Below are 24595 nucleotides of genomic sequence, written 5' to 3'. Positions count from 1 at the left end.
GGGGTCAAAGCCCGACCTCGGACAGTATGAAATCAGCGATCGCCACCGTATCATTCAAATCAAACACCGGCCGATCCAGATCAAGCGACACATCCGCCGCCACCGCCCGCACGGTTGGATCTTCGGGCGCGATCAAGGGATTGCCCGTCACAGCCCGATGCGCCTCGACCTTGGGGTGATCATCGCGTTTGTATCCTTCGATCAGCACCAGGTCGACGGGGCTGAGGCGGGTCAGCAGATCTGCCAAAATTGGCTCCTTTGCGCCGCGCAATTCATGCATCAAGGCAAAGCGGTTGCCTGAGGCGAGCAGCACCTCTGACGCGCCTGCCGTGCGATGGCGGAAACTGTCTTTGCCCGGATGATCGACATCGAAACTGTGGTGCGCATGTTTGACGGTCGACACGGTGATGCCGCGCCCGGTGATCTCTGTCACCAGACGTTCCATCAGACCGGTCTTGCCTGCGTTTTTCCAACCGACAACGCCAAATAATTTCACAACATCTCCTCCGCCCGCGCCAGATCTTCGGGTGTGTTCACGTTAAAGAACGCAGCTTCGTCCGGGAACAACGCCTCGCGCCCGCCATGCTGATCTGTCCACATGACAACCTTGCGCAACCCGCCTTGCAGCGCTGCCCGCAGATCATCACGCAGCGCCACGGGCCACAGGCCAAACGTCGGATGTCGCGCCTGTCCGCGCTTGGCATCCGGTGTCGCGGCCAGGACCATGGGATACGTCATACCCTCGCCGCGCAACAAAAGCTGTGGCACCAGATCGCAAGGGAAAAACGGTGTGTCTGCGGCGGCGGTCACAATGGCATCTGCCCCCTGTTCCGCGGCCCAATCCAGCCCGGCCAGCACGCCGGCCAACGGACCGACGAACCCTGAAATGCTGTCTGGCAACACCGGCAAATCAAACCCTGAAAACCGCGCGGCATCGCCATTCGCGTTCAAAGCCATCCCGGCCACTTGCGGCTCAAGCCGGTCTATCACCCGCGACAGCAAGCTTTGCCCGCCCAGCGCCAGCAATCCCTTGTCGCCGCCGCCCATGCGCGTGGCCTGTCCCCCCGCGAGGATCACGCCCAATGGTTGCTTCATCCCTTGCCCCCCTTGCGGCCAGACTTGCGCGGCTCTTCCGCCACCTGCGCGGGGTCCGCATCGCGGATCAGCCGGTCCTCGCCGCTCAGACAGACAAAGCGTTTGCCTTTCATCCGGCCAATCAGGGTCAGCCCGATCTGCTGTGCGATCTCGACACCCCATGCGGTAAAGCCCGACCGTGATACCAGCACCGGAATGCCCATCATCGCGGTCTTGATCACCATTTCAGAGGTCAGTCGCCCGGTGGTATACAGGATCTTGTCCTCTGCCCCGATCCCTTCGGACATCATCCATCCCGCAATCTTGTCCACCGCATTGTGGCGGCCCACATCTTCCATATAAACCAAAGGCTTATCCTCATGACACAGCACAGTGCCATGGATCGCGCCTGCTTCAAGATACAGCGACGGCGTTCGGTTGATCTTGGCCGACAGGGCATAGAGCCATGAACTACGTACCGGTGTATCTGCCAGCACGACCTTATCCAGCCCCTCCATCATGTCCCCAAAAACCGTGCCCACCGCACAGCCGCTGGTGCGTGTTTTGCGGCGCATCTTGTCTTCGTAATCTGTGGCCCGCGCCGTGCGCACAACCACGGTTTCGAGCTCTTCGTCATAGTCAACGCGGGTGATCTCTTCGTCCGGGCGCAGCATGTGTTGATTGCGCAGAAACCCTAGCGCCAGATATTCGGGATAATCCCCGATCGTCATCGCCGTGACGATTTCCTGACTGTTGAGATAGATCGTAAGCGGGCGCTCCTCGACAACGCGAATGGTGGTTTCATTGCCATCGTGATCCATGCCCGTCACGGGCCGTGTCAGCCGCGCCGCCGCTGGATCAGGCGCAATCAGGTATTCGGTCACATCCGGGTCTTGTGCCAATTGTATCCCCCCACCAATGGCGCTAGTCATGGCCGGTAAGTTAGGGATTTCCCATGGCCACCACCACCGCAAAATCGACCTATTTGAAGGGGATCTTAGACAGCTCTCCGTTCATTCTGGTGATCATTCCGTTTGCCTCTCTGTTTGGCCTTGTGGCGACGGAGGCGGGTCTCAGCGTGGTCGAAACGCTGACCTTTTCCATTGTCGTTATTGCAGGCGCGGCGCAGTTTACGGCCCTGCAACTGATGCAGGAACAGGCGCCTACACTTGTGGTGATCATCTCATCGCTGGCTGTAAACCTGAGGATGGCGATGTATTCTGCCGCACTGACCCCCTACATCGGGGCCGCCCCGTTGTGGCAGCGTGCGCTGGCCGCCTATTTGACCGTGGATCAATCCTATGTGGTCTCGGTCGCCGAGTATGAACGCCGCCCCGAGATGTCCATCCCGTTGCGGATGGTATATTTCTTTGGCGTGGTCACACCGATTGTGCCCCTGTGGTACGGGTTTACCTTTATCGGTGCCTATCTTGGCGCATGGTTTCCTGATGGCTGGGCGCTGGATTTTGCAATCCCGATCACCTTTCTGGCAATGATCGCGCCGATGTTCCGCACGTTGGCCCATGTGGTTGCCGCATTGGTGGCCGTGGCAGTCAGCCTGTTGGCCGCTGGCATCCCCTATTCATTGGGCCTGATGGTGGCTGGTATTGTCGGGATGATGGCCGGTGCGCAAGCCGAGCTGTGGCAGGAACGCAAACGGGGGCGGGCAGAATGATCGACAAAACCACCCTCTGGATCGTGATCATCGCCCTCGGCATCGGCAGCTTTTTTCTGCGCTTTGTCTTTACAGGATTGGTCGGATCACGGGCCATGCCAGATTGGTTGCTGCGCCATCTGCGTTATACGGCGGTGGCCATTTTGCCCGCCCTCGTCGCGCCGCAAGTGATCTGGCCGCAAGCCACAGGCGGCGAGACAGAGCCCGCCCGCCTCGCAGCGGCTTGTGTCACGCTGTTGGTTGGATTGCTCAGCAAAAACGTGATTGCGGCGATCCTGTCGGGCGCATTCACACTATATGGTTTGCTGTATTTGCTCGGCTAACGCCGGTTATTGGGCCAATTGCCCAGCCTTCACCGCATCGATCACATCACCCTCGTCATTTTCATAAAGACGCGTGGTTCGAACTCCGGGGAAGCTTTCGATCTGTTCCATCAGTTTGACCGGATAAAACGTCTGTTTCACGCCCTCGAACCCTTCGATCTGGCTCAGAATCGCGGTTGTCGCATTGGCGCAGAAGGCCCCTGGCACCGCGCCATTGGCCTGCACCAACCGCAGCGCTTTTTCCGCCTGTTCGGGCGTGACGACAAATTCCTGACTGACCACGTGATAGGTGCTGCGCGCGTGGGCGGATTTATAGGCCTGTAGCCAACCTGGCGTCACACCATAAAGCACATCGCCGCGTTCGGTCACGCGCGGATCACGGAATGATCCAGCCGGATCAAAAATCACCCGCTGGGATCCATTGACCATCAGGGCGGTGTGCCCGCCACTGCCCGTGCGATTGTTGACCATGGTAAAAATGGTCAAGGTCTTTGGCCCGGGCGCCTGATAAGCCGCCGCTTGCACGGCTTCGATCGGGCTGTCGGGGCTGTTGTCTGCAGCACATCCCGCCAACAAGGCGACCAGTGCCAGACCGGCAAAATAACGTGTCACAGAAACACCCTTGTGTCTTGGTGGCGGTCTTAGCGGATAAAGATCGCCATCAACACCAGCAGAACCAAAATCACAATCACGGATTTGGTTGTAAATGACATGAAGCCGGCAAAGGTTTTTTCCTGCGCTTCGTAGTTCATGCTGCCATGTTCGTGTTCGGCCATTTTTGCGGTCCTCGGTAAATTGGTTTGCGGGTTTGCTATCCTAATTGCACGGCGCTGTCACGCGGTCAAAGCATCAGATCGTCACATCCATGCCCTTGCCCCGCTATGCCGGATCATCACCGGAATTTTCCAGATCCTCGACCAATCGAAATCCGATCCGGTTCGGGGCGGCATTTTCCACCCGTTTCGGCAATGCCCGCAGTACGACGTTAAGCTGGCTCACATGCTGGATCAGCTGGGTCCGCCCCCCGGTTTGGTCTGTCCCGTAGAATGTCACGATATCGGGGTCAAAATAGCCCATGCCCTCGATCCGCAGAACACCGGCCTCAGTGCCGGTAAAGCCCATGGCGACCTCGTGTTCGTTGTCCAGCTGTTCCTCAAAATTCTTAAGATACAGCACCACACGCTCATAAGCCCATTGCGCAGGGGATTTCTGCGTGACCGGCTTGTCTTTGACGCTTTGCGGGATTTCCTGATCGCAAGCATTGCGGCTATTGGGATCGGAATGCACCTCATGCACACGCGGCATGGCATCTGCCTCGAAGGCTTCGGCGGCGGTCCTGATCTCATCATCCATTGGCAATTGCTATTCCTTGCGTTGATACACCCATGCACCGTCCGCCTCGCGTTTGTCGCGTATTGCGAGGCCGGTTTGGTAAAGGTGGCTCAAATGCGCGACGGACTCAACCAAAGCCAGGCCATATTCCGCCTCTCCTATCGATCTTTTGAACAGCGGCGGGAAACATTCAGAGGCCGCTTTGGGCGTTTCGATGAAGGCCAATAGCCGATCGAGCGCGCCATGGTGATTCTCAATCAGCTGCGACATGCGTTTGGGCAGTCCCGTGAACGGCAACTTATGCCCGCCCAGGACCAGATGATCAGGCCGCGCCATCGGCGCCAGCCGTTCGCAGGCCTCAAGCCATTCGCCGATAGGGTCCGCCATCGGCTCAGTCGGATAAACGCCGACATTGGGGCTTATGGACGGCAGGATCTGATCGCCCGCAATCACCAGATTGTCATCGCGGCTCCAGAATGTGGCGTGTTCGGGGGCGTGGCCATTGCCCATATGCACATCCCAGACCCGCCCGCCCATGGTGATCGTGTCGTCCTGCTTGATCCGGGTATAGCCCAGCGGCAAGGGCGCGACGATATCGGCAAAGTTGAACGGTCGGTCCGTCCTGCGTTTTTCAAAAATCTCGTTGTCCATGCCGGACTGGCGATAAAAGCTGAGCGTTTCGGCGGGAGCCACCTCTTGTTCATCCAGCGTCAGCATCCGCGCCGTCAGCCATGCGGTGCGCGTCGTCACCAATTCGGCACCAAATTCGGTCTGAAACCATCCCGCTAGACCCACGTGATCGGGGTGATGGTGGGTCACCACAACCCGCGAGACCGGCTTACCTCCCAGTGGGCCATCCATGGCTTCCTGCCAGATCGCCTTGGACTTTTTCGATGAAAATCCGGTGTCAATGATGGTCCAACTGTCACCTTCGTCCAGCGCATAAACGTTCACATGGTCCAGCTTCATCGGCAATGGCATCCGCAGCCACAATACCCCCGGCGCGACCTCGATCGCCTCGGTGCCGTGGGCGGGCGGTGTGTCCCAAGGATAGCGGATACCTTCGGGTGCAAAATCGGCCATTACGCAATCAACTCTTCTGTTGTGAGGGCAAATAAGTCTTTGTCGCCTGCCTGTGCATGCGCCAAAAGGCCCTGATGTTCCGGCAATAGCCGTTGAATATAAAAACGCGCCAGTTTTTCCCGTGGCCCGCCGATGTCCGCCTTGGCAGACAGCAGATGCAGATGCCCGCCCAGAACCCGCGCAAAAGCACGCAGATACGGCACCGCCCCGGCAAATCGTGCGTTCATATCCGTCTGCGCCACCATCCAGTCGGTCGCCTCGCGCAGGGTTTCGCACGACTGCCAGACCGCATCGGCCATTTTTGGGAAATGCACCCGTGCGCCTTCAATCTCGGCTTCGATCTCGTCCAAAAGCCGGTTTGCGGCCTCGCCGCCGTCCAGCATTTTGCGCCCAACCAAATCCATCGCCTGAATGCCGTTGGTGCCTTCATAGATCGCCGTCACACGCACATCACGGCTGTATTGTGCCGCGCCTGTCTCTTCGATCACGCCCATGCCGCCATGCACCTGCAATCCGGTCTGCGCGACCTCGATCCCGACATCAGATCCGAACGCCTTGGCAATCGGGGTCAAGAACGCCGCCCGCGCGGTCCAGTCCGCAGCGCCGGTGGCGCGGCCCATATCAATCGCATGGGCGCAAGACAGCGCAATCGCCCGCGCCGCAAAAGTATCGGCCTTCATCGTCATTAACATCCGGCGCACGTCTGCATGGTCCGCAATTGTGCCAGCGCCACCTGCGCCCGTCCGCCCCTGTTTGCGCTCCATCGCATAGGCCAAGGCTTGCTGGCAGGCCGCCTCTGCAACGCCAATCCCCTGCCCACCGACGCCAAGCCGCGCGTTGTTCATCATTGTAAACATCGCAGCCATGCCGCCATGCTCCGGCCCGACCATCCACCCCGTCGCCCCGTCATATTGCATCACTGCAGTGGGGGATCCGTGCAGTCCCAGCTTGTGCTCCAAACTGACCACCGAGAGGGTGTTGCGCGAACCCGGATCGCCGTTTTCATCTGGCAGAAACTTCGGCACCAGAAACAGGCTGATCCCCTTGGTGCCGGACGGGGCATCGGGCAAACGCGCCAGAACCAGATGGCAGACATTGGCGGCAAAATCGTTGTCGCCCCATGAGATGTAGATCTTTTGTCCGGTGATCGCATAGGTTCCATCGCCATTGCTGATCGCTTTGGACGACAATGCACCGACGTCCGATCCCGCCTGCGGTTCGGTCAGGTTCATCGTGCCCGTCCATTCTCCGCTGATCAGCTTGGGCAGATACAACGCCTTGATCGCGTCCGAGGCATGATGTTCCAACGCCTCAATCTGGCCCTGACACATCAAGGGAGCCAGTTGCAGCGAAAGGCACGCGCCGCTCATCATTTCATTGACCGCGTAGGTCAGGCTCATCGGCAGCCCCATCCCACCGTATTCCGGGTCCGCTGACATCCCGATCCAGCCCCCCTCGGCAATCGCCTTGAATCCTTCGGCATAGCCCGGCGAGGTGCGCACAACGCCGTTTTCCAACCGCGCGGGATGCAGATCGCCGGCCCTTTGCAGTGGGGCCAAGACCGCGTCACACATCTTCCCAGCCTCCGCCAAGATCGCTTTGGACATATCCTGCGTGGCATCGGCAAAGAGCTGCGTTTCGCTGAGCGCGGCGAAATCGATCACCTGCCCCAGAAGGAAGTCAAAGTCATCTACAGCGGCGCGATATGGCATGGGCAATACTCCTGTTAGGGCGCGCAGGCGCTTGGCAAACACGATCCTGCCCTGCTAAGGGCTGCTGGTATTGAGATCAGCATGAAACGGCAACCGCAGTCCCGCAACCTGAACGCGGCGTCACGCACAGAGATGGCCATGGACACAAAAATCCTCTCCGCCACAGATGATGGCATCTCCCATGCCGCCGCTTTGCTGCGCCAAGGGGGTTTGGTCGCCTTCCCGACAGAGACGGTTTATGGCCTTGGCGCGGATGCCACGAACGGACAGGCTGTTGCCGGGATTTACGAGGCCAAAGGCCGGCCCAGTTTCAATCCACTGATCGTGCATCTGTCGGATGCTGGGATGGCGCGGAACCATGTAGATTGGCCAGATGCCGCCGAAATACTCGCGACGGCCTTTTGGCCCGGCCCGCTGACGATGGTGTTGCCATTGCGTAATCAACAAAATCTGTCGCCGCTGGTGACAGCCGGTCTGAACAGCGTCGCCCTGCGGGTGCCGATGCACCCCGCCGCGCGGCGTCTGCTGGCCGAATTTGGCGGGCCGGTTGCCGCCCCCTCTGCCAATCCATCAGGCCGGATCAGCGCCACAACCGCCAATCACGTGATGGCCGGTCTCAATGGACGGATTGCGGCGGTTCTGGACGATGGTCCCTGTTCCGTTGGACTGGAAAGCACAATTGTCGGTCTCACCGGCCCTGATCCGGTGGTCCTGCGTGCAGGTGGCTTGCCGCAGGAGGCGATTGAGGCTGCGCTGGGTCGGCCCGTGCAAACGGCACAAGGGTCCGAGATCATCGCGCCGGGCCAACTGGCCTCCCATTATGCGCCTGATGCTGCTGTGCGCCTGAACGCAGGCAAGGCGCGAGGCGATGAGGTTTTGCTGGGCTTCGGACCGATGCAGTGCGATCTGAACCTGTCAGCCTCCGGTGATCTGTCCGAAGCTGCGGCAAACCTTTTTGGCCATCTGCACCAGCTCAACAGCACCCGCCGCCCCATCGCAGTGGCACCTGTTCCGATGCAGGGGCTGGGCCGCGCGATCAATGACAGGTTGCAACGGGCAGCTGCGCCGCGCTGATCCAGCCTTTAGGCGTGACCGGCCGTGGCCGAGAGGCCCAATGGATCAATGCCAATGCTTTCCAGCGCCGCCGCCCATTTTTTCGCGTCCGCCATTCCAAATACCAGATCCGGCGGCACATCGCAGGTCAGCCAGCCGTTCTGCGCAATCTCGCCCTCAAGCTGCCCCGGACCCCAGCCGGAATACCCCAGCATCAACAGGCTGCTTTCCGGTCCGTCGCCCCGCGCGATGTCCTCCAGAATATCCAGGGTCGCAGTGAGGGCGAAACCCGGCGCAACCCTCAGTGTATGAATGGCAGAACAATAGTCATCCGAATGCAATACAAAACCGCGCCCTGTCTCGACCGGGCCGCCAAAATGCACCCCGTGCAAAGGGCCATCCATGGGCGGGGCGCTTTCCAGTTGATCCAGCACATCGGCAAGCGATACCCCCGGTGCAGGCTTGTTCACGATCAGACCCATCGCCCCTTCGTCCGAATGGGACACAAGGTATATCACCGAGTGGTCAAACCGCGGATCGCCCATGCCCGGCATCGCGACAAGCAACTTTCCAGTGAGATCCAGCGCCTGAGCAGCCATGCAACATTATCCCCAAAATTCCCGTTCAGGATGCACCCTCGCCGCCAGCGGGGCAAGGGGCGCGGCACAAAGACGCGAAACATGGCTGATGCAAACGTGACTTGGCTGTTACGCCGGATTGTCCCATGTAGGGGTATGATCAAACGTCTATTCACCTCGCTTGCGCTTTGTAGCGCGATGGCCCTGTCTTCGCCCCTGCCCGCCTTTGCGCAGGACGCATTTGAGGTTCCGGTCACAGGCGACATCCTGACCGGATGGCAGCAGGCCGACGGCAGCCGCGTGGCAGCGTTGCGCCTTACGCTGTTGCCGGGGTGGAAAACCTACTGGCGTACCCCCGGCGATGCTGGAATACCGCCGCAGTTCAACTGGTCCAAATCCGGCAATCTCAAGGCTGTGCGGGTGATCTGGCCCACGCCCGAGGTGTTTAGCCAGAGCGGGATGCGCACCATCGGATACGCCCGAGAATTGGTTCTGCCCCTTGCCATCGCACCGCGCCGGGCAGGCCAGCCGATCAACCTGCATGCAACACTCGACATCGGGGTGTGCAGCGATATCTGTGTGCCGCAACAACTGACCTTGAGCGCGACCTTGGACAGCACGTCTGCCAAGCCAACGCCAGTGATCGCCGCCGCATTGGCGTCGCGGCCCTATTCGGCCAAGGAGGCAGGCGTTAAATCCGCCTCCTGCACACTGCGCCCCACGTCAGATGGATTGCAGATCACCGCCAAGCTGACCCTGCCCCACGCGGGCGGCAAAGAAGTCGTGGTGTTCGAAACCCCGAACCCCGACCTATGGATGAGCGAAACCCGCGCAAGCCGGGCCGGCAAAACGCTTACAGTTCAGGCGGAACTGGCTTCGGTCAGTGGCAGTGCCGTGGCGATCAACCGATCCGATATGGTGATCACCGTGCTGGGCAAGAAGCACGCGGTCGAGATCAAAGGCTGCGCCCCGCGTTAGCCTAAGCGGCCTGTTTGCGCCCTCCGATGGCGTAGACCGCAATCCCCGCGACATAGCCTGCCAGTGCCACCACCAAAGCCCCGGCAACAAACGCCGCCAGTGCCGCGCTCATCGCTTTGAGCCCGGCCAGCATGGGCAACAGGGCCAACACCTGCGGATGGAGCGCGCCCTGCCACGCGGCCCAGCCCAACGTCACCGCGCCCCAAGCGACCACAACAGCCCACAAGGCCAACAATCCCCAGCGCAAGCTGCGCACCGGTGCCGCTGTGCCCCGGCGCATCGCCGCGATCTGGCGGGCCACATCATGCTGTGCAGCCACTAGCGCAGGCACCACCAGCAAGACCAGCAACATGCCAAAGCCCAGACCGTAGACCAGTGTGATCACCGTGGGTTTGAGGAACTGCGCCTGCTGGCTTTGCTCATAAAGCAGCGGCGCCATCCCCAGAACCGTGGTCATTGTCGTCAACATCACTGGCCGCAACCGATCCGCTGCGCCATCAATGATCGACGGTATCAGCCCGCGCGTAGTGGCGTATTCGTCAATCGTTGTGACCAACACGATAGAATCGTTGATGATAATTCCCGTCATGCCAAGCAGCCCAACAACCGTGAACATGCTCAGCGGCACCTCCCACAAGGCATGACCATAAATCGTACCAACCAGCCCGAACGGAATGATTGCCATCACAACCAGGGGCCGGGTCCATGAGCCAAAGATCCACGCCAGTACTAGAAAGATGCCCGTCAAACACAGGATCAATCCGGTCAAGGCATCGCTCAGGAATTCGTCTTCCTGTTCGCTCAGACCGGCCAACCGGAACTCGACCTGCAATTCGGAGGCAATGCGCGGCAGGATGTCATTTTGCAAAGCCTCGCCAATTTCGCTGGCGCGGGCCGGATCGTCTTCGGAAATATCTCCGGTCACGGAGATCAGCCGAATGCCGTTCTCACGCCGCACCATGCTGAACCCCGTGCGCCGCTCCACACTGACGATATCGGCCAGCGGCACGTATTGCCCTGCCGGTGTCCGCATCTGCGTGCGGTCCAGAAAATCTGCGGTCAGCTCGCCTTTGGGCAGTTCAACGCGGATCGCAGCGGAACGCGGCCCATCGGGATAGGTCGCCGCCTCAATGCCGCCCAAACGGTTGCGCAAGGCCCGGCCCAGCGTGTCGATGGTAAAGCCAAGCGCCTGTCCCTGCGCCGTCAGATCGAGGATCAACTCCTCTTTGTCATAGGCCAGATTGTCCTGAACCGCGCTGACTTCCGGATATTGCCGCAGCGCCGCCTGCAACGCTTCTGATGCCGCCTTGAGCGTATCCGTGTCGGCGCCGTAAAACTGCACGTCCAGCGCATCGCCTCCGGGGCCGGACCGCCACCCCCGAAAACTGACCGTTTCGGCCAGTGGATGCTGCACCACGCGGTCCTGAAGCTCTCCAACAAAGGCAAAGCTGGAATAGGGGCGCAGATCGGCGTCAATCAACTCAATCGAAATGCCACCCAGCAGGTCGTTGTCCTTACTGTCTGCGCCCGCCAGCCCATAGCCCGAATTGCCCCCCGTTTGCGCGATGACATAATCCAGCGGGTTGACCCCGTAGCGTTCTTCATATTCCGCCCCCAAAGCCTCCGTTGCGCGCTGCATCTCGCGCATCATTTCAAGCGTATCGGAGCGGGTTGCGCCTTCAGCCATGGCGAAGTTGCCGGTGACGGACCCGCGCTCAGGTGCGTTGAAGAACCGCCATTGCACATCGCCATTGATGAACAGCGCCACCTGAGAGGCCAGGATCGCAGTCACCCCGGCCAGCACAACATAGCGCCCCCGGATCACCCCGGCCATGAACGGGCGGAACAGGTTTTCACGCAACCAGACAAAGCCGATGTTGGTGATACGGCTGGGCAGATCATACCAATGCTCTTTGGCGGCCGCCCGCATGGCATGGGCCATATGATTGGGCAGGATCAAGAAACATTCGACCAGTGACGCCGCCAGAACCGCAATCACCGTGAAAGGAATATCGCGGATCAGATCGCCAAATCGCCCTCCCACAGCCACCAGACCAAAAAAGGCAATAATCGTGGTCAGTGTCGCCGCAAACACCGGCATTGCCATGCGCCGCGCGGCGTTCTCCGCCGCCTGCATCGCCCCCTCGCCAAGGGTGCGGTACCGGTGATCAGCGTGTTCGCCCACCACGATTGCATCATCCACAACAATGCCCAGCGTGATGATCAGCCCAAAAAGCGAGATCATGTTGAGCGTCAGACCCGCCGCATACATCAGCGCAATCGCCGCCCCCATCGCAACAGGGATGCCTGCCGCGACCCAGAACGCGGTGCGGGCATTGAGGAACAAAAACAGCAACCCAACGACCAGCCCCAGCCCCATCAGCCCGTTGTCGATCAGAAGATCCAAACGCCCGGTAATCGCTTCGGCGCGGGTGCGGATCAGCTCCACCGTCACAGAGGCAGGCAAACCGGCCTGCAATTCGGCGGCGACCTGTTCCACCCGCTCCTGTATCGCGATGGCATCGCCCCGGTCAGATCGGTCGACGCGGATCGACATCGCCGGATCGGCCCCCACGAAAAAGCTGCGTTCGCGGTCCACGCCTTGGGTACGCACCAGCGCGACATCCCCGATGGTCAGCTTTGACCCGTCAGGATTGGAGCGCAGAACAATGCCGGCGATTTCGCCCGCGCTGCGTTTGGCCGTCCCTGTCCGGACCCTCGCGTTGGCCCCGCTCACATCGCCCGCCGGATCGGCATCGACCTCGGCGGCAATGGCGCTGGCAATGTCGGCCATAGAAATGTCAAAGGCGATCAACTTGGCCGAGGGCACCTCGACCAAAGTCTCTGGCGCAGCGACGCCTTGGATGGTTGTCCGCGTGACGCCCGCCGCAAAGAGACGCGTCACAAATTCATCCGCAAACCGTCCAAGCTGCGCAGGCGCAATCGGGCCGGTGATCACCACATCCGTGACCCTGTCGCGCCAGGCACCGCGCCGCACGGTGGGATCTTCGGCATCGTCGGGCAGCGTGGTTATGGCATCGACCGCCGTCTGCACATCCGCCGCGGCGCGGGCCATGTCCCAGCCCGGCTCAAAATCCAGTGTCACAACAGCGCGCCCTTCGCGCGAGGTGCTGTTGGAACTTTCGACACCCTCAACACCCAGCAAAGCAGGCTCCAACACCTGCACGATGGCCTCGTCCACATCTTCGGCCCCGGCCCCGCTCCATAGGGTGGTCACGGAGACATTGTCGATGATCACATCAGGAAAAAACTGTGCGCGCATGTTGGGCGCGGCGGCAAATCCGGCCACCAAGAGCACCACCAGCAAGAGGTTCGCCGCCGTGGCGTGGCGGGTGAAATAGGACAGGATACCCCCTGCGGCAGATCCAATGGGCCGTGCCATAGCTAGCCCCCCATGCGGCTTTCAATCCGGGCCACCATGCGGGCCGGCACCTGCGGTTTTGACAATTGTGCCAGCACCCGCGCCTTGGCCTCTTTTGGCATCCGCTTGTTGCCCTCGACAAAGGCCACAAGACGGGCGCGGCGTTCCTCGGTCAGTTCCAGCATTTCCGGTTGGTCCGGCGGCGCAGTGGCCGCGCCATCCGCGCCGCGACGCAATGGTTTCACAGCAATCCCTGCGCCCAGCAGGGGCGAGCGCGCCTCGACCACTTCACGCCCCAGGATCGGGCCGCGTACCAGCACATCATCACCCTGATTGCGCAGCACCGTGACCTTCACGGCCTCCAGCCGGTCTTCGTCGTCCAGCACCAGAACCTCGCCGCCTGCGTCCACCGCTGAGGCTGGCAGGCGGACCACATCGGGCAACGCCGGTTCGCGCACTTGAACGGTCACAAAATCACCGGGTTTGAACCCCGGCGCACTGCCCAGCGCAGCAAAGATCAAACGCCCCGTCGATCCCTCGCCCGCCGCCGCAGCGGCGCGGCTGATACGGCCTTTTGCCGTCAAATCCACACCTGCCACATCCAAAATCACGTCCACATCTGCCTTGATCAACCCGCCCTGATCATCCAGCAATCGCGCGAATTGCGCGGTCGACAACCGGAAAGACACCTCAAGGTCATCGGGATCAATCAGCTCTGCCAACCGCTCGTTTGCAGAGACCAAGCGCCCCACCACGACATTGGTCGAAGACAATGTGCCATCAAAGGGCGCGGTCAAAGTGGTATCCTCAAGCCGCCGCCGCGCCTCGGCCAGCGCGATGCGCGAGCGTGCCAATCCTGTTGCGGCCTGATCCACACGGGTTTGTCCCTGCGCCAGCGCCTGCCGCCGTGACAGCACCGCCTGCTGCGCGGCTGAGACCGCCAGCTCGGCTGTTTCGGTGGCCGCTGTGGTGCCAACGCCCCGCTCGGCCAGATCCTGTTGCCGGACAAGAGCGCGTTCGCGCAAAGCGGCCTGATCTTCCGCTGCAGCCAGTTCATCGCGTGCCAATGCAAGGTTGCGGTCCGCGTCACGTACAGCCGCTTCGGCATCGGCAAGATCATTGGACGCCCGGTCCACCGCAGATTGCGCATCTGCCGGGTCGAGCTGCACCAGCTCTTGCCCGGCCACAACTGTGCCGCCGTCCTCAAAGCCGTCAGCCAAGCCGATCACCCGGCCACTGCCCGCGGCACGAAGCTCCAGCAACCGGCGGCTTTGCACTTCGCCAAAGCTTTGCAAAACCGGCACAACCGTCTGCGCCCGCGCCGTTTGAACATTGACCGCAAATACCCGCTCTCGCGGGGGGGGGGCTTTCGCCTCATCGGCGAGGCGTTCGCGCAGGGCACCGCCCACCAAAGACACGGCATAAGCCAGCAGGCCAAACGTCAGCGCCGCCAGAAACAAACCGATCATGCTTTGTCTTAGAAACCGCATCTTTATCCCATCACCTGCGGACATGCGCCGCCCAACTAACCTAGTGGCATGCCCACAAATGCCAAGTCACAAGATGATACGGGGTCCAGCGCTATTTCCGTCGCTTGTGTTCATCCAAACGTGGCATGATTTCTACAAAATTGCAGGGCCGGTGCCGATAATCGAGCTGTTTGCACAAGATCTCGTCCCATGCATCCTTGCAGGCCCCCGGTGATCCCGGCAGCGCAAAAAGATAGGTGCCATTGGACACGCCGCCCGTGGCGCGGCTTTGCACGGCGGAGGTGCCGATCTTTTGCATCGATACGATGGTAAAGACCGTGCCAAAGGCTTCTATCTCTTTTTCGTAAACATCGCGGTGCGCCTCAACGGTCACATCGCGGCCTGTCAAACCGGTGCCGCCGGTGCTGATCACCACATCAATATCGCCGTCGGCGCACCATGTCCGCAACTGGTCCGCGATCAATTTGCGTTCGTCGCGCACGATGTTGCGCTCTTTCAGGATATGCCCAGCCGCCTCGATCCGCGCGGCCAGAACATCGCCTGACTTGTCATCGGCAAGGGCGCGTGTGTCCGACACGGTCAGTACCGCGATGCGGACCGATACAAATTCCATGGTTTCGTCAATTCTGCTCATGTTCGCTCCATCAGGGCCAATCGCGCCGCAAGCGCGACAAAAATACCGCTGGTGATCCAGCTCAACGCGCGACTGCCCGAGGCCACGCGCCGCCCGACACCGCCCGCAAAAACGCCCACAGCGGCGTTGATGAAAAAGCCGAACAGCCCGATGATCGACCCGAAGATGAGGAATTGCAGCAAGACGCTGCCCGCCTCGGGTTTCACAAACTGTGGTAAGAACGCCAGCACAAAGAAGATCAGCTTTGGGTTGGTCAGGTTCACGATAAAACCCGTTGCAAAGGCTCGCGCAGGACGCAGCGCCGCCGCCTTTTGTTTGGCTCCAGCATGGCTGCGCAGGGATTGCACCGCCAGGAACAGCAGATAGGTCACACCAGCCCAGCGGATCGCGTCAAAGGCCCAGGGCAACGCGGCGATCACCGCACCAAGGCCCAGGCCCGCCAGCAAAACATGCACCATGGATCCCGCCGAGATCCCCGCGCTCGCCGCCACCGCCGCCCTTGGCCCAGAGCGCAACCCCTGCCCGAGACAAAACATCATATCCGCCCCCGGCGTCAGGTTCAGCGCCAGAGAGGCAGGCACAAATGCGGCCAGGGTCAGCAGGTCAATCATCCTTTCAACCGCCCCTTCAGGCTAAGCAAATCTGCCCAAGCCTCGCGCTTGGCATCTGTATTACGCAGCAGGTAGGCCGGGTGGAACATCGGGATAACGGGTAGGCCCGCCACCTCAGCCCATTGGCCGCGCAAACGGGTGATCCCGCGTTTGTTCAGCAGCGCCTGACAGGCATGAGCGCCCACTGCGACCAGCACCTTAGGCTTGGCCAGCACGATATGCCGCATCAAGAACGGGCGCATCATAGCGATCTCTTCGGGCTTGGGGTCGCGGTTTTGCGGTGGCCGCCAAGGCAGAACATTGGTGATATAGATCGGCGCGGCCTCATTGGACCTGCCCATATCAATTGCGGCGAACATCCGATCCAGCAATTGACCGGCGCGGCCCACAAACGGCTTGCCAGCACGGTCTTCGTCCCGGCCCGGCGCCTCGCCCACGATCATCACAGCCGCCCCGGCGATGCCGTCGGAAAACACAAGATTACGTGCGCCTTTCCTAAGCTCACAAAGCTCGAACCGTGCCAAAGCGTCTTGCAGCTCTGGCAGGGTCTGCGCGGCCTGCGCGGTCCTTTCGGCCTCAGCAACGGCATCCACTTCGACGGGAGCGGCAATACCCGGTTTGATCGCTGCGACCGCTGGCTTGGGCTTTTCAATCGCGGCGGGCACTTCATAGCGGTTGACCGGCGCATCGCAGATCGCATCGGTCGCGCCCAGTTCGACCTGCCAATCCAGCAAGGCCAGATCGTGATGAAAGTTCACTGATTCCATGGCCCCAACTTACGCCTCTGGCCAGGGGAACCAAAACCCCTGTTCGACATGCGGCAATTTGCGCGGGCACTGGTGCCTGCTGCAGCAATCACCTTGCCGCGCAGGGCAATGCCCGCCTATAAGGCCGCAACGCTGCAAAAGGGTCTGCCCATGTCCTTCCCCCACCGTCATCTGCTTGGCATTGAGCCGCTGTCACCGCCGGATATCACTGCTATTTTGGACCGCGCCGATTTCTATGCGGATCTGAACCGGCAGGCGGACAAGCACAATGACGTGCTGGCGGGCATGACCCAGATCAACATGTTCTTTGAAAACTCGACCCGCACCCAGGCCAGTTTCGAGATCGCGGGCAAACGCCTTGGCGCGGATGTGATGAATATGGCGATGCAGGCCTCATCGATCAAAAAGGGTGAGACACTGATTGATACGGCTCTGACCTTGAATGCGATGCATCCCGACCTTCTGGTGGTACGCCACCCGCAATCGGGCGCGGTGGACCTGCTGGCGCAAAAGGTGAACTGCGCCGTGCTGAACGCCGGTGACGGGCGCCACGAACACCCAACCCAGGCCTTGTTGGATGCGCTGACCATCCGCCGCGCAAAGGGCCGCCTGCACCGTCTGTCCATCGCGATTTGCGGCGATATTGCCCACAGCCGCGTGGCACGCTCCAACATCATGTTACTGGGCAAGATGGAAAACCGCATCCGCCTGATCGGCCCGCCCACCTTGATGCCCGCCCAAATCGGCGAATTTGGCGTCGAAGTGTTTGACGACATGGCCGAGGGATTGAAGGACGTAGATGTGGTGATGATGCTACGCCTTCAGAAAGAACGCATGGATGGCGGGTTCATCCCTTCAGAGCGCGAATATTACCACCGCTACGGGCTGGACGCAGAGAAACTGGCCCATGCCAAACCCGATGCGATCGTGATGCACCCTGGCCCAATGAACCGCGGTGTCGAGATTGACGGCACCCTCGCAGATGACATCAACCGAAGCGTGATTCAGGACCAGGTCGAGATGGGCGTGGCCGTTCGTATGGCCGCAATGGACCTGCTTGCACAAAACATTCGGAACGCACGGGCGGCCTAGGCGTTGTGTTCGTGGACCCGGACACACCAAAGGAGCAGCGACATGAGGACGATTGATATCCCCCGCAACGAACACGGGCAGGTCAGGGTGTTCTCGGTCTCGCTGCCAGATGGTGCGGCGGAAACGCTTGAGAACCCCGGATCGCTGTCGACAATGCTCGGTGCTGAGGTAGACCCCAAAGGTGTTGAGGTCATCCGTATATCTGATCTCGACCAGCTCGGGTTGCTGGGCTATCTGCGCGAGGGTGTTGACGTGCAATCCGAAGCACTGGACCGCGACGCGGCAAAACTGGCCGCGCTGGAGGGATGGGTGATGTTGGTCTATTCCACCGCATTTCGCGGGGAAGCGGCCGTGTTGAACCCTGCATTGCAACTGACACTGATCGGCACCTACGGTCGCACAAAATCTGCCCCGCCCGAAAGCCCACTGACCAGCGAAGCCGCCGCGCCTTATACCGGACACGCGCAGACCACACCGCCAAATCCTGCGGACGGGCGCGGCGCCGGCGCGATGGTGGTGGCCGGGCTAATCGTTCTGGGCGCTTTGATCCTGTGGTGGCTGCTTTAACGCGGGCCGCGCCACTGGCGCAGCCATCTGCATTCCGCTAAACCTTTGTCATGCAAGAACCCAAACCCGATCCCAAAATGTCCGGCCGCATCGCGATGATCGCGTTGTTGGTGGCCTTTGGCGTGGTCGGTATGATGCTGTGGATCGGGTAGAGCCCATTGCGCAATGGCGGCCCGCACCCAAAGCCAGCCTGCGCCGTATCGCAATTGTCACCGCACTGACCGCGCTTGGCCTGCAACTGCCTGCAATTTTTGCGCTGGCCCTTCCCGGCGCCCCTTATAAGGAGTTCCTGCAATTTGGCTCAGGCTGGTCATTGCTTGCGACGGCCGGTTTCGTCGGTGTCTTTGCCATCGAAGATTTGGCCGCGTGGCGCAAGCGTCGTCATGAGATCTGGAAATTGACGAGTGCGGCGTTGATCTACGACGGCCCCGAAGGCCATGGGCAGGTCACGCTGAGCGATATCAAGTTCTTGCGCAGACAATGGCTGTCGCGTGTTGTCGTGACTTTGCAAAACGGCCAGTCGGTTGTGATCCGCGATCTGGCCCAGCCCGCCGACGTTGTCGCAACAATCAAGGCGGCCCAAGCCGCGCTTTGAGAATTGTTCGCCACATCCCCCTTGGTTTGAACCCGTTTTTCAGGCAAGAGGGCGCAACTCCACTGCACGAAGGCCCGCCATGACCCTGCATTTCACCAATGCCAAGCTGATTGACCCAGACGCCGGACAGATCATCACCGGCGGTTTGACGGTTTCAGAGGGAAAAATACTGCAAATTGGCGAAGATAAGGCCCCGAAGGGGGCTGACGTCATCGACTGTGGCGGCCATTGCCTTGCCCCCGGTATCGTCGATCTGGGTGTCAAAGTCTGCGAGCCGGGTGAGCGCCACAAGGAAAGCTACCGCTCTGCCGGCTTGGCCGCGGCGGCAGGGGGCGTGACCACCATGATCACCCGCCCTGACACCGAACCGGCGATCGACAGCCCCGAAGTTCTGGAATTTGTCACCCGCCGCGCCAATGAGGCCGCGCCCGTAAATGTCGTTCCGATGGCTGCCCTGACCAAGGGGCGGCAGGGCCGGGAGATGACCGAAATCGGGTTCTTGATGGATGCGGGTGCCGCCGCCTTTACCGATTGTGATCACGTGGTCACAGACACCAAAGTCTTTGGCCGCGCTTTGACCTATGCCCGCAGCCTTGGCGCATTGGTCATTGCCCACCCGCAAGAGCCGATCCTGAGCAAGGGCGCCGCCGCCACCTCGGGCAAATTTGCCTCGCTGCGCGGCTTGCCTGCTGTCTCGCCTATGGCAGAGCGAATGGGGCTGGACCGCGACATCGCCCTGATCGAAATGACCGGGGCAAAATATCACGCGGACCAGATCACCACCGCCCGCGCCCTGCCCGCGCTGGAACGGGCCAAGGCCAACGGGCTGGACATCACGGCGGGCGTAGGCATCCACCATCTGACGCTCAATGCGCTGGACGTGGCGGATTATCGAACCTTCTTCAAACTGAAACCTCCCCTGCGCGACGAAGACGACCGCCTTGCGGTCGCCGAAGCTGTCGCCAGCGGATTGATCGATATCATCTGTTCGATGCACACCCCGCAGGACGAAGAATCGAAGCGCCTGCCCTTCGAAGAGGCCGCTTCCGGCGCGGTGGGGCTAGAGACTTTTTTGCCCGCCGCCATGCGTCTGGTCCATGCGGACGTCATGGATCTGCCGACGCTATGGCGTGCTATGTCACTGAACCCGGCGAAGCGACTTGGCCTTCCCTCGGGGCGGCTGCAGGCCGGTGCCCCTGCCGATCTGGTTCTGTTCAACCCCGATGCACCTTTTGTCATGGACCGCAGCACACTGCGTTCCAAGTCCCTGAACACGCCATTTGACGGAATGCGGATGCAGGGTAAGGTGCTGAAAACCTTTGTTGCAGGCAATTGCGTATTTGAGGCTCAATAATGCCAGAGATCATCTCTTCTCCTCTTGTTCTGACCCTTTGGGCACTGCTGGGTTATCTGATCGGGTCCATACCGTTTGGCATGATCCTCGCCCGTTTGATGAATCTGGGAAACCTGCGGGAGATCGGGTCTGGCAACATCGGCGCGACCAATGTCTTGCGCACCGGGAACAAGACCGCCGCGGCGTTGACCCTGCTGTTTGACGGTGGCAAAGGCGCGGTGGCCGTCCTGCTGGCCCGCGCAATGGTCGGCGAGGACGCCGCGCAGATTGCTGCCATTGCTGCAATGCTCGGCCATTGCTATCCGATATGGCTGCGGTTCAAGGGCGGCAAAGGTGTGGCGACTCTGCTGGGCCTGCTGCTGGCGCTCGCTTGGCCTGTCGGAGTCGGCTGTTGCATCGCTTGGCTGATCGGCGCGTTCAGTACACGGATCTCATCCATGGGCGCTTTGGCTGCGGCGGCAGCATCGACCTTTCTAATGGTCTTGCTCAACTTTGGCCATATGGTCCTGTTGGGCGTGGCCCTGACCCTGCTGATTTACTGGCGACACCGGGCCAATATCAAACGTATCAGGTCCGGTGAGGAACCCAAGATCGGCCAAAAGGGGTGACACCCCCGGATGACGTCGCGGCCTGCCTCGACGCCATTCCCATGGGCGCGAATACCGGACGTTACGGAGGGCGCCGCTATCTGGTCACCCGCAGCAAGTTCGCGACCGGAAAATCACAAAAGCTGGTGGCGCAGGAATTGGGCGGACCGGACTATATCAGCTTGAACTTTTACACACTCAAGGATGGTCCCCGGCTTTACCCTTGCGAAATGCCCGCTGAAAAGGTCATCTCGTTCTTGCGCGGCTACCGCCCTGACCTGAAAGACCCGACATGACCGACGTAAACCTTCCCGTGATCCTCTTTGCCGCCTTCATTGCCGCAGGCAGCCCCGGCCCGGCCACTTTGGCCATTGCAGGTACATCCATGTCATCGGGACGCCAGTCCGGACTGGCGTTGGCCTCGGGCGTGACCACCGGATCGTTCATGTGGTCCATCGCGGCGGCCTTTGGCCTTGGCGCGGTGATGTCCGCCAATGTCTGGGTGTTTGAGGTCGTGCGCTATGTCGGCGCGGCCTACCTGATGTGGCTGGCCGTGAAATCCGCCCGCGCCGCCTGGATGGGCAACAAGATCACAACCAGACCGCTGCCCAAGACCACCCCGCGCCGTGCCTATGCCAAGGGGCTGGCCCTGCACCTGACCAATCCCAAAGCGGTATTGTTCTTTGGGGCGCTTTACGCCATCGGTATCCCGCCCGGCACTGCGCCCAGCGCCTTGATCACCGTGATCGCAGCGGTCGGCTTGCAAAGCCTGCTGATGTTCCACCTCTATGCGCTGATCTTTTCCTCCGCGCCAATGACCGCCGCATACACCCGCGCCAAACGCGGGTTTGAGGGGTTCTTTGCACTGGCCTTTGGCGCAATCGCAATCAAGGTTCTCACGACGCGGGTAGGTTAAACGCGGCGGTTAGTAACTGTATTCCGCATAAATCCGGTCCAGATCGCCACCCCATTTGCCGTTGTAATCGGCCAGCAACTCATCCGCAGGCACCTTGCCGCTTTCGATGCTTTCCTTCAGCGCATTCAGGAAATGGGTCTCATCCGGAACCAGACCACCTGCACCGGTACGGCGGCGCGCGCGCAGCCCCATATCCGACAGCATCACCGCCTCATGGGCGATGTCATGCATTTTGATGCCTTCCACTTCGGCTTGCAAACCATCCACCGAAGCGGCAATGCGCAGGGCATCGCGCTGTTCCGGCGTCCACCCCTTGACCAGATCCCACGCCGCATCCAGCGCGTTTTGATCATACATCAAACCAACCCAGAATGCCGGCAATGCGCAAAGCCGCCGCCAAGGGCCACCATCGGCCCCGCGCATCTCGATAAATTTCTTCATCCGCGCTTCCGGGAAGGCGGTTGTCAGATGATCGGCCCAATCGCTGAGCGTTGGTGTTTCGCCTGGCAAGGCAGGCAATTTGCCTTCCATGAAATCGCGGAAAGACATGCCAAGCGCGTCGATATACTGACCATCGCGATAGACGAAATACATCGGCACATCGAGCGCGTAATCCACCCAGCGCTCAAAGCCGAAGCCATCTTCAAACACAAATGGCAACATGCCTGTGCGGGCGGCGTCCAGATCCCGCCAAACCCGGCTGCGCCAGGATTTGTGGCCATTGGGCTTGCCCTCAAAGAAGGGTGAATTGGCAAACAGGGCGGTCGCCACCGGCTGCAAGGCCAGCGCCACACGCATCTTTTTGATCATGTCGGCCTCGGACCCGAAATCAAGGTTGACCTGCACCGTACAGGTCCGGCGCATCATCACCCGGCCCATGGTGCCAACCTTGGTCATATAATCGTTCATCAACTTGTAGCGGCCCTTGGGCATCAAATCCATCTGTTCATGGGTCCATACCGGGGCCGCGCCCAGACCAATCCAGCCAACGCCGATCTCATCGGCCACATCCTTGACCTGCCGCAAATGAGTGTTCACCTCGTCACAAGTCTCGTGAATGGTCTCGACCGGCGCACCGGACAATTCCAACTGGCCGCCCGGCTCAAGCGAGATATTGGCGCCGTCTTTCTCAAGCCCGATCAACTTGCCACCCTCTTCGACGGGTGCCCAATTGTGCCTGTCTCGCAGCCCTTCGAGCATCACGCGAATGGACCGCTCTCCCTCATATGGCAGTGGCAAAAGCGTGTCTTTGCAATAGCCAAACTTCTCGTGCTCAGTGCCGATCCGCCAATCTTCTTTGGGTTTACACCCATCCGCCAGATATTGTGCAAGCTGGTCGCGATGTTCGATCGGGCCACCGCCGGATTGAGGAATGGACATATTGAAGGCTCCGATATTGGCTCTGTGCTTCCGCAGGGATGCGGGGAATTGCGAGGGGTGTCAATGCAGCAGCTGTGGGTTTTGCCCCGGCGGACCGCGCCGCCAGATCACAACCGCTTGATGGGAATTTGCGTTGAGCATGCTCAGCATCCGTTCGGTCCGCAGTCCCGGCAGCGTCGCAAATGCATCAAAAAGCGCCTCGGCTCCCGCTGCATTCACCGGGATCAGCAAGGCTGGCTGGCCCCGCTGGGTCAGCCGCCAATGGGCCGGAAACATCGCCCCATCAAGGGTCAGGCTGTCCATCTCGCGCAAAGCCACGGTGCCGCCAGTCAATGGGCCAAAATAGCTCACCTGCCCTTCGTCCACCTGCACTGCGCCCGCGCCGCCATCTGCGCCGCGAAACCGCCCGCGTTGAATGCCCAGCCAAGCCAATGCAACACCGCCAAGGATCAATGCATAGCCGGGTATCGCCAGCAACAGCCCCGGCCCTGCCACCATCCAGATACCGATCAGGAAAATCCCAGCCGCCGCGATCACCTCGCGCCACCGCCAAAGTTGTGCCCGCGCTTCTGGTCTGAAAAAACTCATCGCAAACCGCCCATCTTCATTTGGCTAAAAAACCTTCGCGGGGGTCTGGGGGTGTGAAACTCCCAGCGCCTGTAAAGAATGCTGTGCTCTCACGTCCAATCCCCCATCGACTGCTGCCAAAGCGTCATCGCCGCCACCGCCGCGGTATCCGCACGCAAGATCCGCGGGCCAAGCCGCACCGCATGGGCCGCCTCTAGCCGTTGTAGACGTCCACGTTCCCGTTCTGAAAACCCGCCTTCGGGGCCGATCAGGATCGCCCATGGACCGGTATCACCATCCGCCAGCCCCACCGCGCCGCCAGTGGTTGCCAGCGCCTCATCACAAAACATGATCCGTCGTTCGGGGCCCCAGCCGTCCAGCAACCTGTCAAACTTCACAGCCTCGGCGACCTCAGGCACAAATGTGCCGCCACATTGCTCAGCTGCCTCAACCGCATGGGCTTGCAGCCGGTCGCGCTGCACCCGTCCGGCATTGGTGAATTCCGTCATCACCGGCACGATCCGCGCCGCGCCCATTTCGGCGGCCTTTTCCACGATGAAATCGGTGCGGGCCTTTTTGATCGGGGCAAACATCAGCCACAAATCGGGCGGCATCTGCAAATCCCGCGTCTGCGCGTCACAGGCCATCACGCCGCCCCGCTTGCCCGCCTCCATCACATCCGCCCGCCATTCGCCGTCACGGCCATTGAACAACAAGACCTGCGCCCCAACAGCAAGCCGCATCACCCCAAAAAGGTAATGCGCCTGCGCTTTGTCCAAAGGAACCGATTGCCCCGGCCCCAGTGGGTGATCTACATAAAGTCTGATTTTTGCACTCATGGGCCA

28 protein-coding genes are annotated in these 24595 nt (G+C 60.7%); 11 read left to right on the top strand and 17 right to left on the bottom strand.

What is annotated here, in order from left to right:
* Nucleotides 1-4: 4 nt before the first annotated feature.
* Genes mobB through K3754_RS04190 form a run of 3 tightly spaced genes read right to left on the bottom strand, consistent with a single transcriptional unit; the run spans nucleotide 5 to nucleotide 2006 of the window.
* Complete coding sequence (gene mobB / locus K3754_RS04200) at nucleotides 5-496, bottom strand: molybdopterin-guanine dinucleotide biosynthesis protein B (RefSeq protein ID WP_259941297.1); 492 nt, start codon at nucleotides 494-496, stop codon at nucleotides 5-7.
* Nucleotides 493-1095 carry a molybdenum cofactor guanylyltransferase MobA gene (gene mobA / locus K3754_RS04195; protein ID WP_259941295.1) on the bottom strand — a complete coding sequence of 201 codons (603 nt, stop codon included), beginning with the start codon at nucleotides 1093-1095 and terminating at the stop codon, nucleotides 493-495. Before mobA ends, mobB begins: the two co-directional genes overlap by 4 nt.
* Nucleotides 1092-2006, bottom strand: a complete 915-nt coding sequence (locus K3754_RS04190) for a formate dehydrogenase accessory sulfurtransferase FdhD (protein WP_259941292.1) — start codon at nucleotides 2004-2006, stop codon at nucleotides 1092-1094. Before K3754_RS04190 ends, mobA begins: the two co-directional genes overlap by 4 nt.
* A gap of 23 nt (nucleotides 2007-2029) precedes the next feature.
* Here K3754_RS04190 and K3754_RS04185 point away from each other — a divergent pair, with 23 nt between their 5' ends.
* Both K3754_RS04185 and K3754_RS04180 read left to right on the top strand, forming a co-directional pair.
* The gene (locus tag K3754_RS04185) at nucleotides 2030-2749 is read left to right on the top strand and encodes an AzlC family ABC transporter permease (protein ID WP_259941289.1); all 720 of its coding nucleotides are present in this window, start codon (nucleotides 2030-2032) and stop codon (nucleotides 2747-2749) included.
* Entirely contained in the window at nucleotides 2746-3072 is a 327-nt protein-coding gene (locus K3754_RS04180; RefSeq protein WP_025047944.1) for an AzlD domain-containing protein, read from the top strand. Before K3754_RS04185 ends, K3754_RS04180 begins: the two co-directional genes overlap by 4 nt.
* A gap of 6 nt (nucleotides 3073-3078) precedes the next feature.
* On the opposite strand, the gene K3754_RS04175 is transcribed toward K3754_RS04180, so the two are convergent.
* The 5 genes from K3754_RS04175 to K3754_RS04155 form a co-directional block, all read right to left on the bottom strand.
* The gene (locus K3754_RS04175) at nucleotides 3079-3684 is read right to left on the bottom strand and encodes a hypothetical protein (protein WP_203208915.1); all 606 of its coding nucleotides are present in this window, start codon (nucleotides 3682-3684) and stop codon (nucleotides 3079-3081) included.
* A 29-nt stretch (nucleotides 3685-3713) separates the two neighbouring features.
* Nucleotides 3714-3848: an aa3-type cytochrome c oxidase subunit IV gene (locus K3754_RS04170; RefSeq protein WP_025047946.1), complete on the bottom strand. Its 135-nt coding sequence runs from the start codon at nucleotides 3846-3848 to the stop codon at nucleotides 3714-3716.
* 103 nt (nucleotides 3849-3951) lie between these two features.
* Nucleotides 3952-4425 (bottom strand): DUF6173 family protein, encoded by a 474-nt coding sequence (locus K3754_RS04165; protein WP_203208916.1) that lies wholly within the window; start codon nucleotides 4423-4425, stop codon nucleotides 3952-3954.
* Between the two features lie 9 nt (nucleotides 4426-4434).
* Complete coding sequence (locus tag K3754_RS04160; protein WP_259941284.1) at nucleotides 4435-5487, bottom strand: MBL fold metallo-hydrolase; 1053 nt, start codon at nucleotides 5485-5487, stop codon at nucleotides 4435-4437.
* Nucleotides 5487-7199, bottom strand: a complete 1713-nt coding sequence (locus K3754_RS04155) for an acyl-CoA dehydrogenase (protein WP_259941281.1) — start codon at nucleotides 7197-7199, stop codon at nucleotides 5487-5489. Before K3754_RS04155 ends, K3754_RS04160 begins: the two co-directional genes overlap by 1 nt.
* 132 nt (nucleotides 7200-7331) lie before the next feature.
* Between K3754_RS04155 and K3754_RS04150 the strand changes: the two genes are divergently transcribed.
* Nucleotides 7332-8273: an L-threonylcarbamoyladenylate synthase gene (locus K3754_RS04150; protein ID WP_259943232.1), complete on the top strand. Its 942-nt coding sequence runs from the start codon at nucleotides 7332-7334 to the stop codon at nucleotides 8271-8273.
* 8 nt (nucleotides 8274-8281) lie between these two features.
* Here the strand turns inward: K3754_RS04150 and K3754_RS04145 are convergent, their stop codons facing one another.
* A complete protein-coding gene (locus K3754_RS04145; RefSeq protein WP_259941278.1) occupies nucleotides 8282-8851 on the bottom strand; it encodes a YqgE/AlgH family protein in 570 nt (189 codons plus the stop codon).
* 135 nt (nucleotides 8852-8986) lie between these two features.
* On the opposite strand from K3754_RS04145, the gene K3754_RS04140 reads away from it, so the two are divergent.
* Complete coding sequence (locus K3754_RS04140) at nucleotides 8987-9808, top strand: protein-disulfide reductase DsbD domain-containing protein (RefSeq protein WP_259941275.1); 822 nt, start codon at nucleotides 8987-8989, stop codon at nucleotides 9806-9808.
* 1 nt (nucleotide 9809) lies between these two features.
* On the opposite strand, the gene K3754_RS04135 is transcribed toward K3754_RS04140, so the two are convergent.
* The 5 genes from K3754_RS04135 to K3754_RS04115 all read right to left on the bottom strand — a co-directional run bounded on the left by K3754_RS04135 (nucleotide 9810) and on the right by K3754_RS04115 (nucleotide 16692).
* Nucleotides 9810-13211: an efflux RND transporter permease subunit gene (locus tag K3754_RS04135; protein WP_259941273.1), complete on the bottom strand. Its 3402-nt coding sequence runs from the start codon at nucleotides 13209-13211 to the stop codon at nucleotides 9810-9812.
* A 2-nt stretch (nucleotides 13212-13213) separates the two neighbouring features.
* The gene (locus tag K3754_RS04130) at nucleotides 13214-14680 is read right to left on the bottom strand and encodes an efflux RND transporter periplasmic adaptor subunit (protein ID WP_259941270.1); all 1467 of its coding nucleotides are present in this window, start codon (nucleotides 14678-14680) and stop codon (nucleotides 13214-13216) included.
* Nucleotides 14681-14771: 91 nt separating this feature from the next.
* Nucleotides 14772-15314: a molybdenum cofactor biosynthesis protein B gene (gene moaB / locus K3754_RS04125; RefSeq protein WP_259941268.1), complete on the bottom strand. Its 543-nt coding sequence runs from the start codon at nucleotides 15312-15314 to the stop codon at nucleotides 14772-14774.
* The gene (locus K3754_RS04120) at nucleotides 15311-15925 is read right to left on the bottom strand and encodes a LysE family translocator (protein ID WP_203208923.1); all 615 of its coding nucleotides are present in this window, start codon (nucleotides 15923-15925) and stop codon (nucleotides 15311-15313) included. Before K3754_RS04120 ends, moaB begins: the two co-directional genes overlap by 4 nt.
* Nucleotides 15922-16692, bottom strand: coding sequence for a uracil-DNA glycosylase family protein (locus tag K3754_RS04115; protein WP_259941264.1), 771 nt, complete (start codon nucleotides 16690-16692; stop codon nucleotides 15922-15924). Before K3754_RS04115 ends, K3754_RS04120 begins: the two co-directional genes overlap by 4 nt.
* A gap of 150 nt (nucleotides 16693-16842) precedes the next feature.
* On the opposite strand from K3754_RS04115, the gene K3754_RS04110 reads away from it, so the two are divergent.
* The 7 genes from K3754_RS04110 (at nucleotide 16843) to K3754_RS04080 (ending at nucleotide 21803) form a co-directional block, all read left to right on the top strand.
* A complete protein-coding gene (locus K3754_RS04110) occupies nucleotides 16843-17784 on the top strand; it encodes an aspartate carbamoyltransferase catalytic subunit (RefSeq protein WP_120504432.1) in 942 nt (313 codons plus the stop codon).
* 42 nt (nucleotides 17785-17826) lie between these two features.
* A complete protein-coding gene (locus K3754_RS04105; protein ID WP_259941262.1) occupies nucleotides 17827-18351 on the top strand; it encodes a hypothetical protein in 525 nt (174 codons plus the stop codon).
* 139 nt (nucleotides 18352-18490) lie between these two features.
* A complete protein-coding gene (locus K3754_RS04100; protein ID WP_259941260.1) occupies nucleotides 18491-18946 on the top strand; it encodes a hypothetical protein in 456 nt (151 codons plus the stop codon).
* Between the two features lie 79 nt (nucleotides 18947-19025).
* The gene (gene pyrC / locus K3754_RS04095; protein WP_259941258.1) at nucleotides 19026-20300 is read left to right on the top strand and encodes a dihydroorotase; all 1275 of its coding nucleotides are present in this window, start codon (nucleotides 19026-19028) and stop codon (nucleotides 20298-20300) included.
* The gene (gene plsY / locus K3754_RS04090) at nucleotides 20300-20908 is read left to right on the top strand and encodes a glycerol-3-phosphate 1-O-acyltransferase PlsY (protein ID WP_259941256.1); all 609 of its coding nucleotides are present in this window, start codon (nucleotides 20300-20302) and stop codon (nucleotides 20906-20908) included. The genes pyrC and plsY overlap by 1 nt, the downstream gene beginning before the upstream one ends.
* Before the next feature lie 41 nt (nucleotides 20909-20949).
* The gene (locus tag K3754_RS04085) at nucleotides 20950-21183 is read left to right on the top strand and encodes a hypothetical protein (protein ID WP_203212209.1); all 234 of its coding nucleotides are present in this window, start codon (nucleotides 20950-20952) and stop codon (nucleotides 21181-21183) included.
* Nucleotides 21180-21803: a LysE family translocator gene (locus tag K3754_RS04080; RefSeq protein ID WP_259941253.1), complete on the top strand. Its 624-nt coding sequence runs from the start codon at nucleotides 21180-21182 to the stop codon at nucleotides 21801-21803. The genes K3754_RS04085 and K3754_RS04080 overlap by 4 nt, the downstream gene beginning before the upstream one ends.
* Before the next feature lie 9 nt (nucleotides 21804-21812).
* Here the strand turns inward: K3754_RS04080 and K3754_RS04075 are convergent, their stop codons facing one another.
* The 3 genes from K3754_RS04075 to K3754_RS04065 all read right to left on the bottom strand — a co-directional run bounded on the left by K3754_RS04075 (nucleotide 21813) and on the right by K3754_RS04065 (nucleotide 24589).
* Nucleotides 21813-23183 carry a glutamate--cysteine ligase gene (locus K3754_RS04075; RefSeq protein WP_259941251.1) on the bottom strand — a complete coding sequence of 457 codons (1371 nt, stop codon included), beginning with the start codon at nucleotides 23181-23183 and terminating at the stop codon, nucleotides 21813-21815.
* 60 nt (nucleotides 23184-23243) lie between these two features.
* Nucleotides 23244-23771, bottom strand: a complete 528-nt coding sequence (locus K3754_RS04070) for a hypothetical protein (RefSeq protein ID WP_203208932.1) — start codon at nucleotides 23769-23771, stop codon at nucleotides 23244-23246.
* A gap of 89 nt (nucleotides 23772-23860) precedes the next feature.
* The gene (locus K3754_RS04065) at nucleotides 23861-24589 is read right to left on the bottom strand and encodes a 16S rRNA (uracil(1498)-N(3))-methyltransferase (RefSeq protein ID WP_259941246.1); all 729 of its coding nucleotides are present in this window, start codon (nucleotides 24587-24589) and stop codon (nucleotides 23861-23863) included.
* Between the last annotated feature and the right edge of the window lie 6 nt (nucleotides 24590-24595).

The sequence above is a fragment of the Sulfitobacter sp. M368 genome, from assembly GCF_025141875.1.
In the GTDB taxonomy this organism is placed as follows: domain Bacteria; phylum Pseudomonadota; class Alphaproteobacteria; order Rhodobacterales; family Rhodobacteraceae; genus Sulfitobacter; species Sulfitobacter mediterraneus_A.
This window is presented reverse-complemented; position numbering and strand designations above follow the sequence as displayed.

Coding starts and splice junctions, on each gene's coding strand:
- mobA (WP_259941295.1), bottom strand. CDS start 1,095: ATGAAGCAACCATTGGGCGTGATCCTCGCGGGGGGACAGGCCACGCGC.
- K3754_RS04190 (WP_259941292.1), bottom strand. CDS start 2,006: ATGACTAGCGCCATTGGTGGGGGGATACAATTGGCACAAGACCCGGAT.
- K3754_RS04185 (WP_259941289.1), top strand. CDS start 2,030: ATGGCCACCACCACCGCAAAATCGACCTATTTGAAGGGGATCTTAGAC.
- K3754_RS04180 (WP_025047944.1), top strand. CDS start 2,746: ATGATCGACAAAACCACCCTCTGGATCGTGATCATCGCCCTCGGCATC.
- K3754_RS04170 (WP_025047946.1), bottom strand. CDS start 3,848: ATGGCCGAACACGAACATGGCAGCATGAACTACGAAGCGCAGGAAAAA.
- K3754_RS04165 (WP_203208916.1), bottom strand. CDS start 4,425: ATGGATGATGAGATCAGGACCGCCGCCGAAGCCTTCGAGGCAGATGCC.
- K3754_RS04160 (WP_259941284.1), bottom strand. CDS start 5,487: ATGGCCGATTTTGCACCCGAAGGTATCCGCTATCCTTGGGACACACCG.
- K3754_RS04155 (WP_259941281.1), bottom strand. CDS start 7,199: ATGCCATATCGCGCCGCTGTAGATGACTTTGACTTCCTTCTGGGGCAG.
- K3754_RS04150 (WP_259943232.1), top strand. CDS start 7,332: ATGGCCATGGACACAAAAATCCTCTCCGCCACAGATGATGGCATCTCC.
- K3754_RS04145 (WP_259941278.1), bottom strand. CDS start 8,851: ATGGCTGCTCAGGCGCTGGATCTCACTGGAAAGTTGCTTGTCGCGATG.
- K3754_RS04140 (WP_259941275.1), top strand. CDS start 8,987: ATGATCAAACGTCTATTCACCTCGCTTGCGCTTTGTAGCGCGATGGCC.
- K3754_RS04135 (WP_259941273.1), bottom strand. CDS start 13,211: ATGGCACGGCCCATTGGATCTGCCGCAGGGGGTATCCTGTCCTATTTC.
- K3754_RS04130 (WP_259941270.1), bottom strand. CDS start 14,680: ATGCGGTTTCTAAGACAAAGCATGATCGGTTTGTTTCTGGCGGCGCTG.
- moaB (WP_259941268.1), bottom strand. CDS start 15,314: ATGAGCAGAATTGACGAAACCATGGAATTTGTATCGGTCCGCATCGCG.
- K3754_RS04120 (WP_203208923.1), bottom strand. CDS start 15,925: ATGATTGACCTGCTGACCCTGGCCGCATTTGTGCCTGCCTCTCTGGCG.
- K3754_RS04115 (WP_259941264.1), bottom strand. CDS start 16,692: ATGGAATCAGTGAACTTTCATCACGATCTGGCCTTGCTGGATTGGCAG.
- K3754_RS04110 (WP_120504432.1), top strand. CDS start 16,843: ATGTCCTTCCCCCACCGTCATCTGCTTGGCATTGAGCCGCTGTCACCG.
- K3754_RS04105 (WP_259941262.1), top strand. CDS start 17,827: ATGAGGACGATTGATATCCCCCGCAACGAACACGGGCAGGTCAGGGTG.
- pyrC (WP_259941258.1), top strand. CDS start 19,026: ATGACCCTGCATTTCACCAATGCCAAGCTGATTGACCCAGACGCCGGA.
- plsY (WP_259941256.1), top strand. CDS start 20,300: ATGCCAGAGATCATCTCTTCTCCTCTTGTTCTGACCCTTTGGGCACTG.
- K3754_RS04085 (WP_203212209.1), top strand. CDS start 20,950: ATGGGCGCGAATACCGGACGTTACGGAGGGCGCCGCTATCTGGTCACC.
- K3754_RS04080 (WP_259941253.1), top strand. CDS start 21,180: ATGACCGACGTAAACCTTCCCGTGATCCTCTTTGCCGCCTTCATTGCC.
- K3754_RS04075 (WP_259941251.1), bottom strand. CDS start 23,183: ATGTCCATTCCTCAATCCGGCGGTGGCCCGATCGAACATCGCGACCAG.
- K3754_RS04070 (WP_203208932.1), bottom strand. CDS start 23,771: ATGAGTTTTTTCAGACCAGAAGCGCGGGCACAACTTTGGCGGTGGCGC.
- K3754_RS04065 (WP_259941246.1), bottom strand. CDS start 24,589: ATGAGTGCAAAAATCAGACTTTATGTAGATCACCCACTGGGGCCGGGG.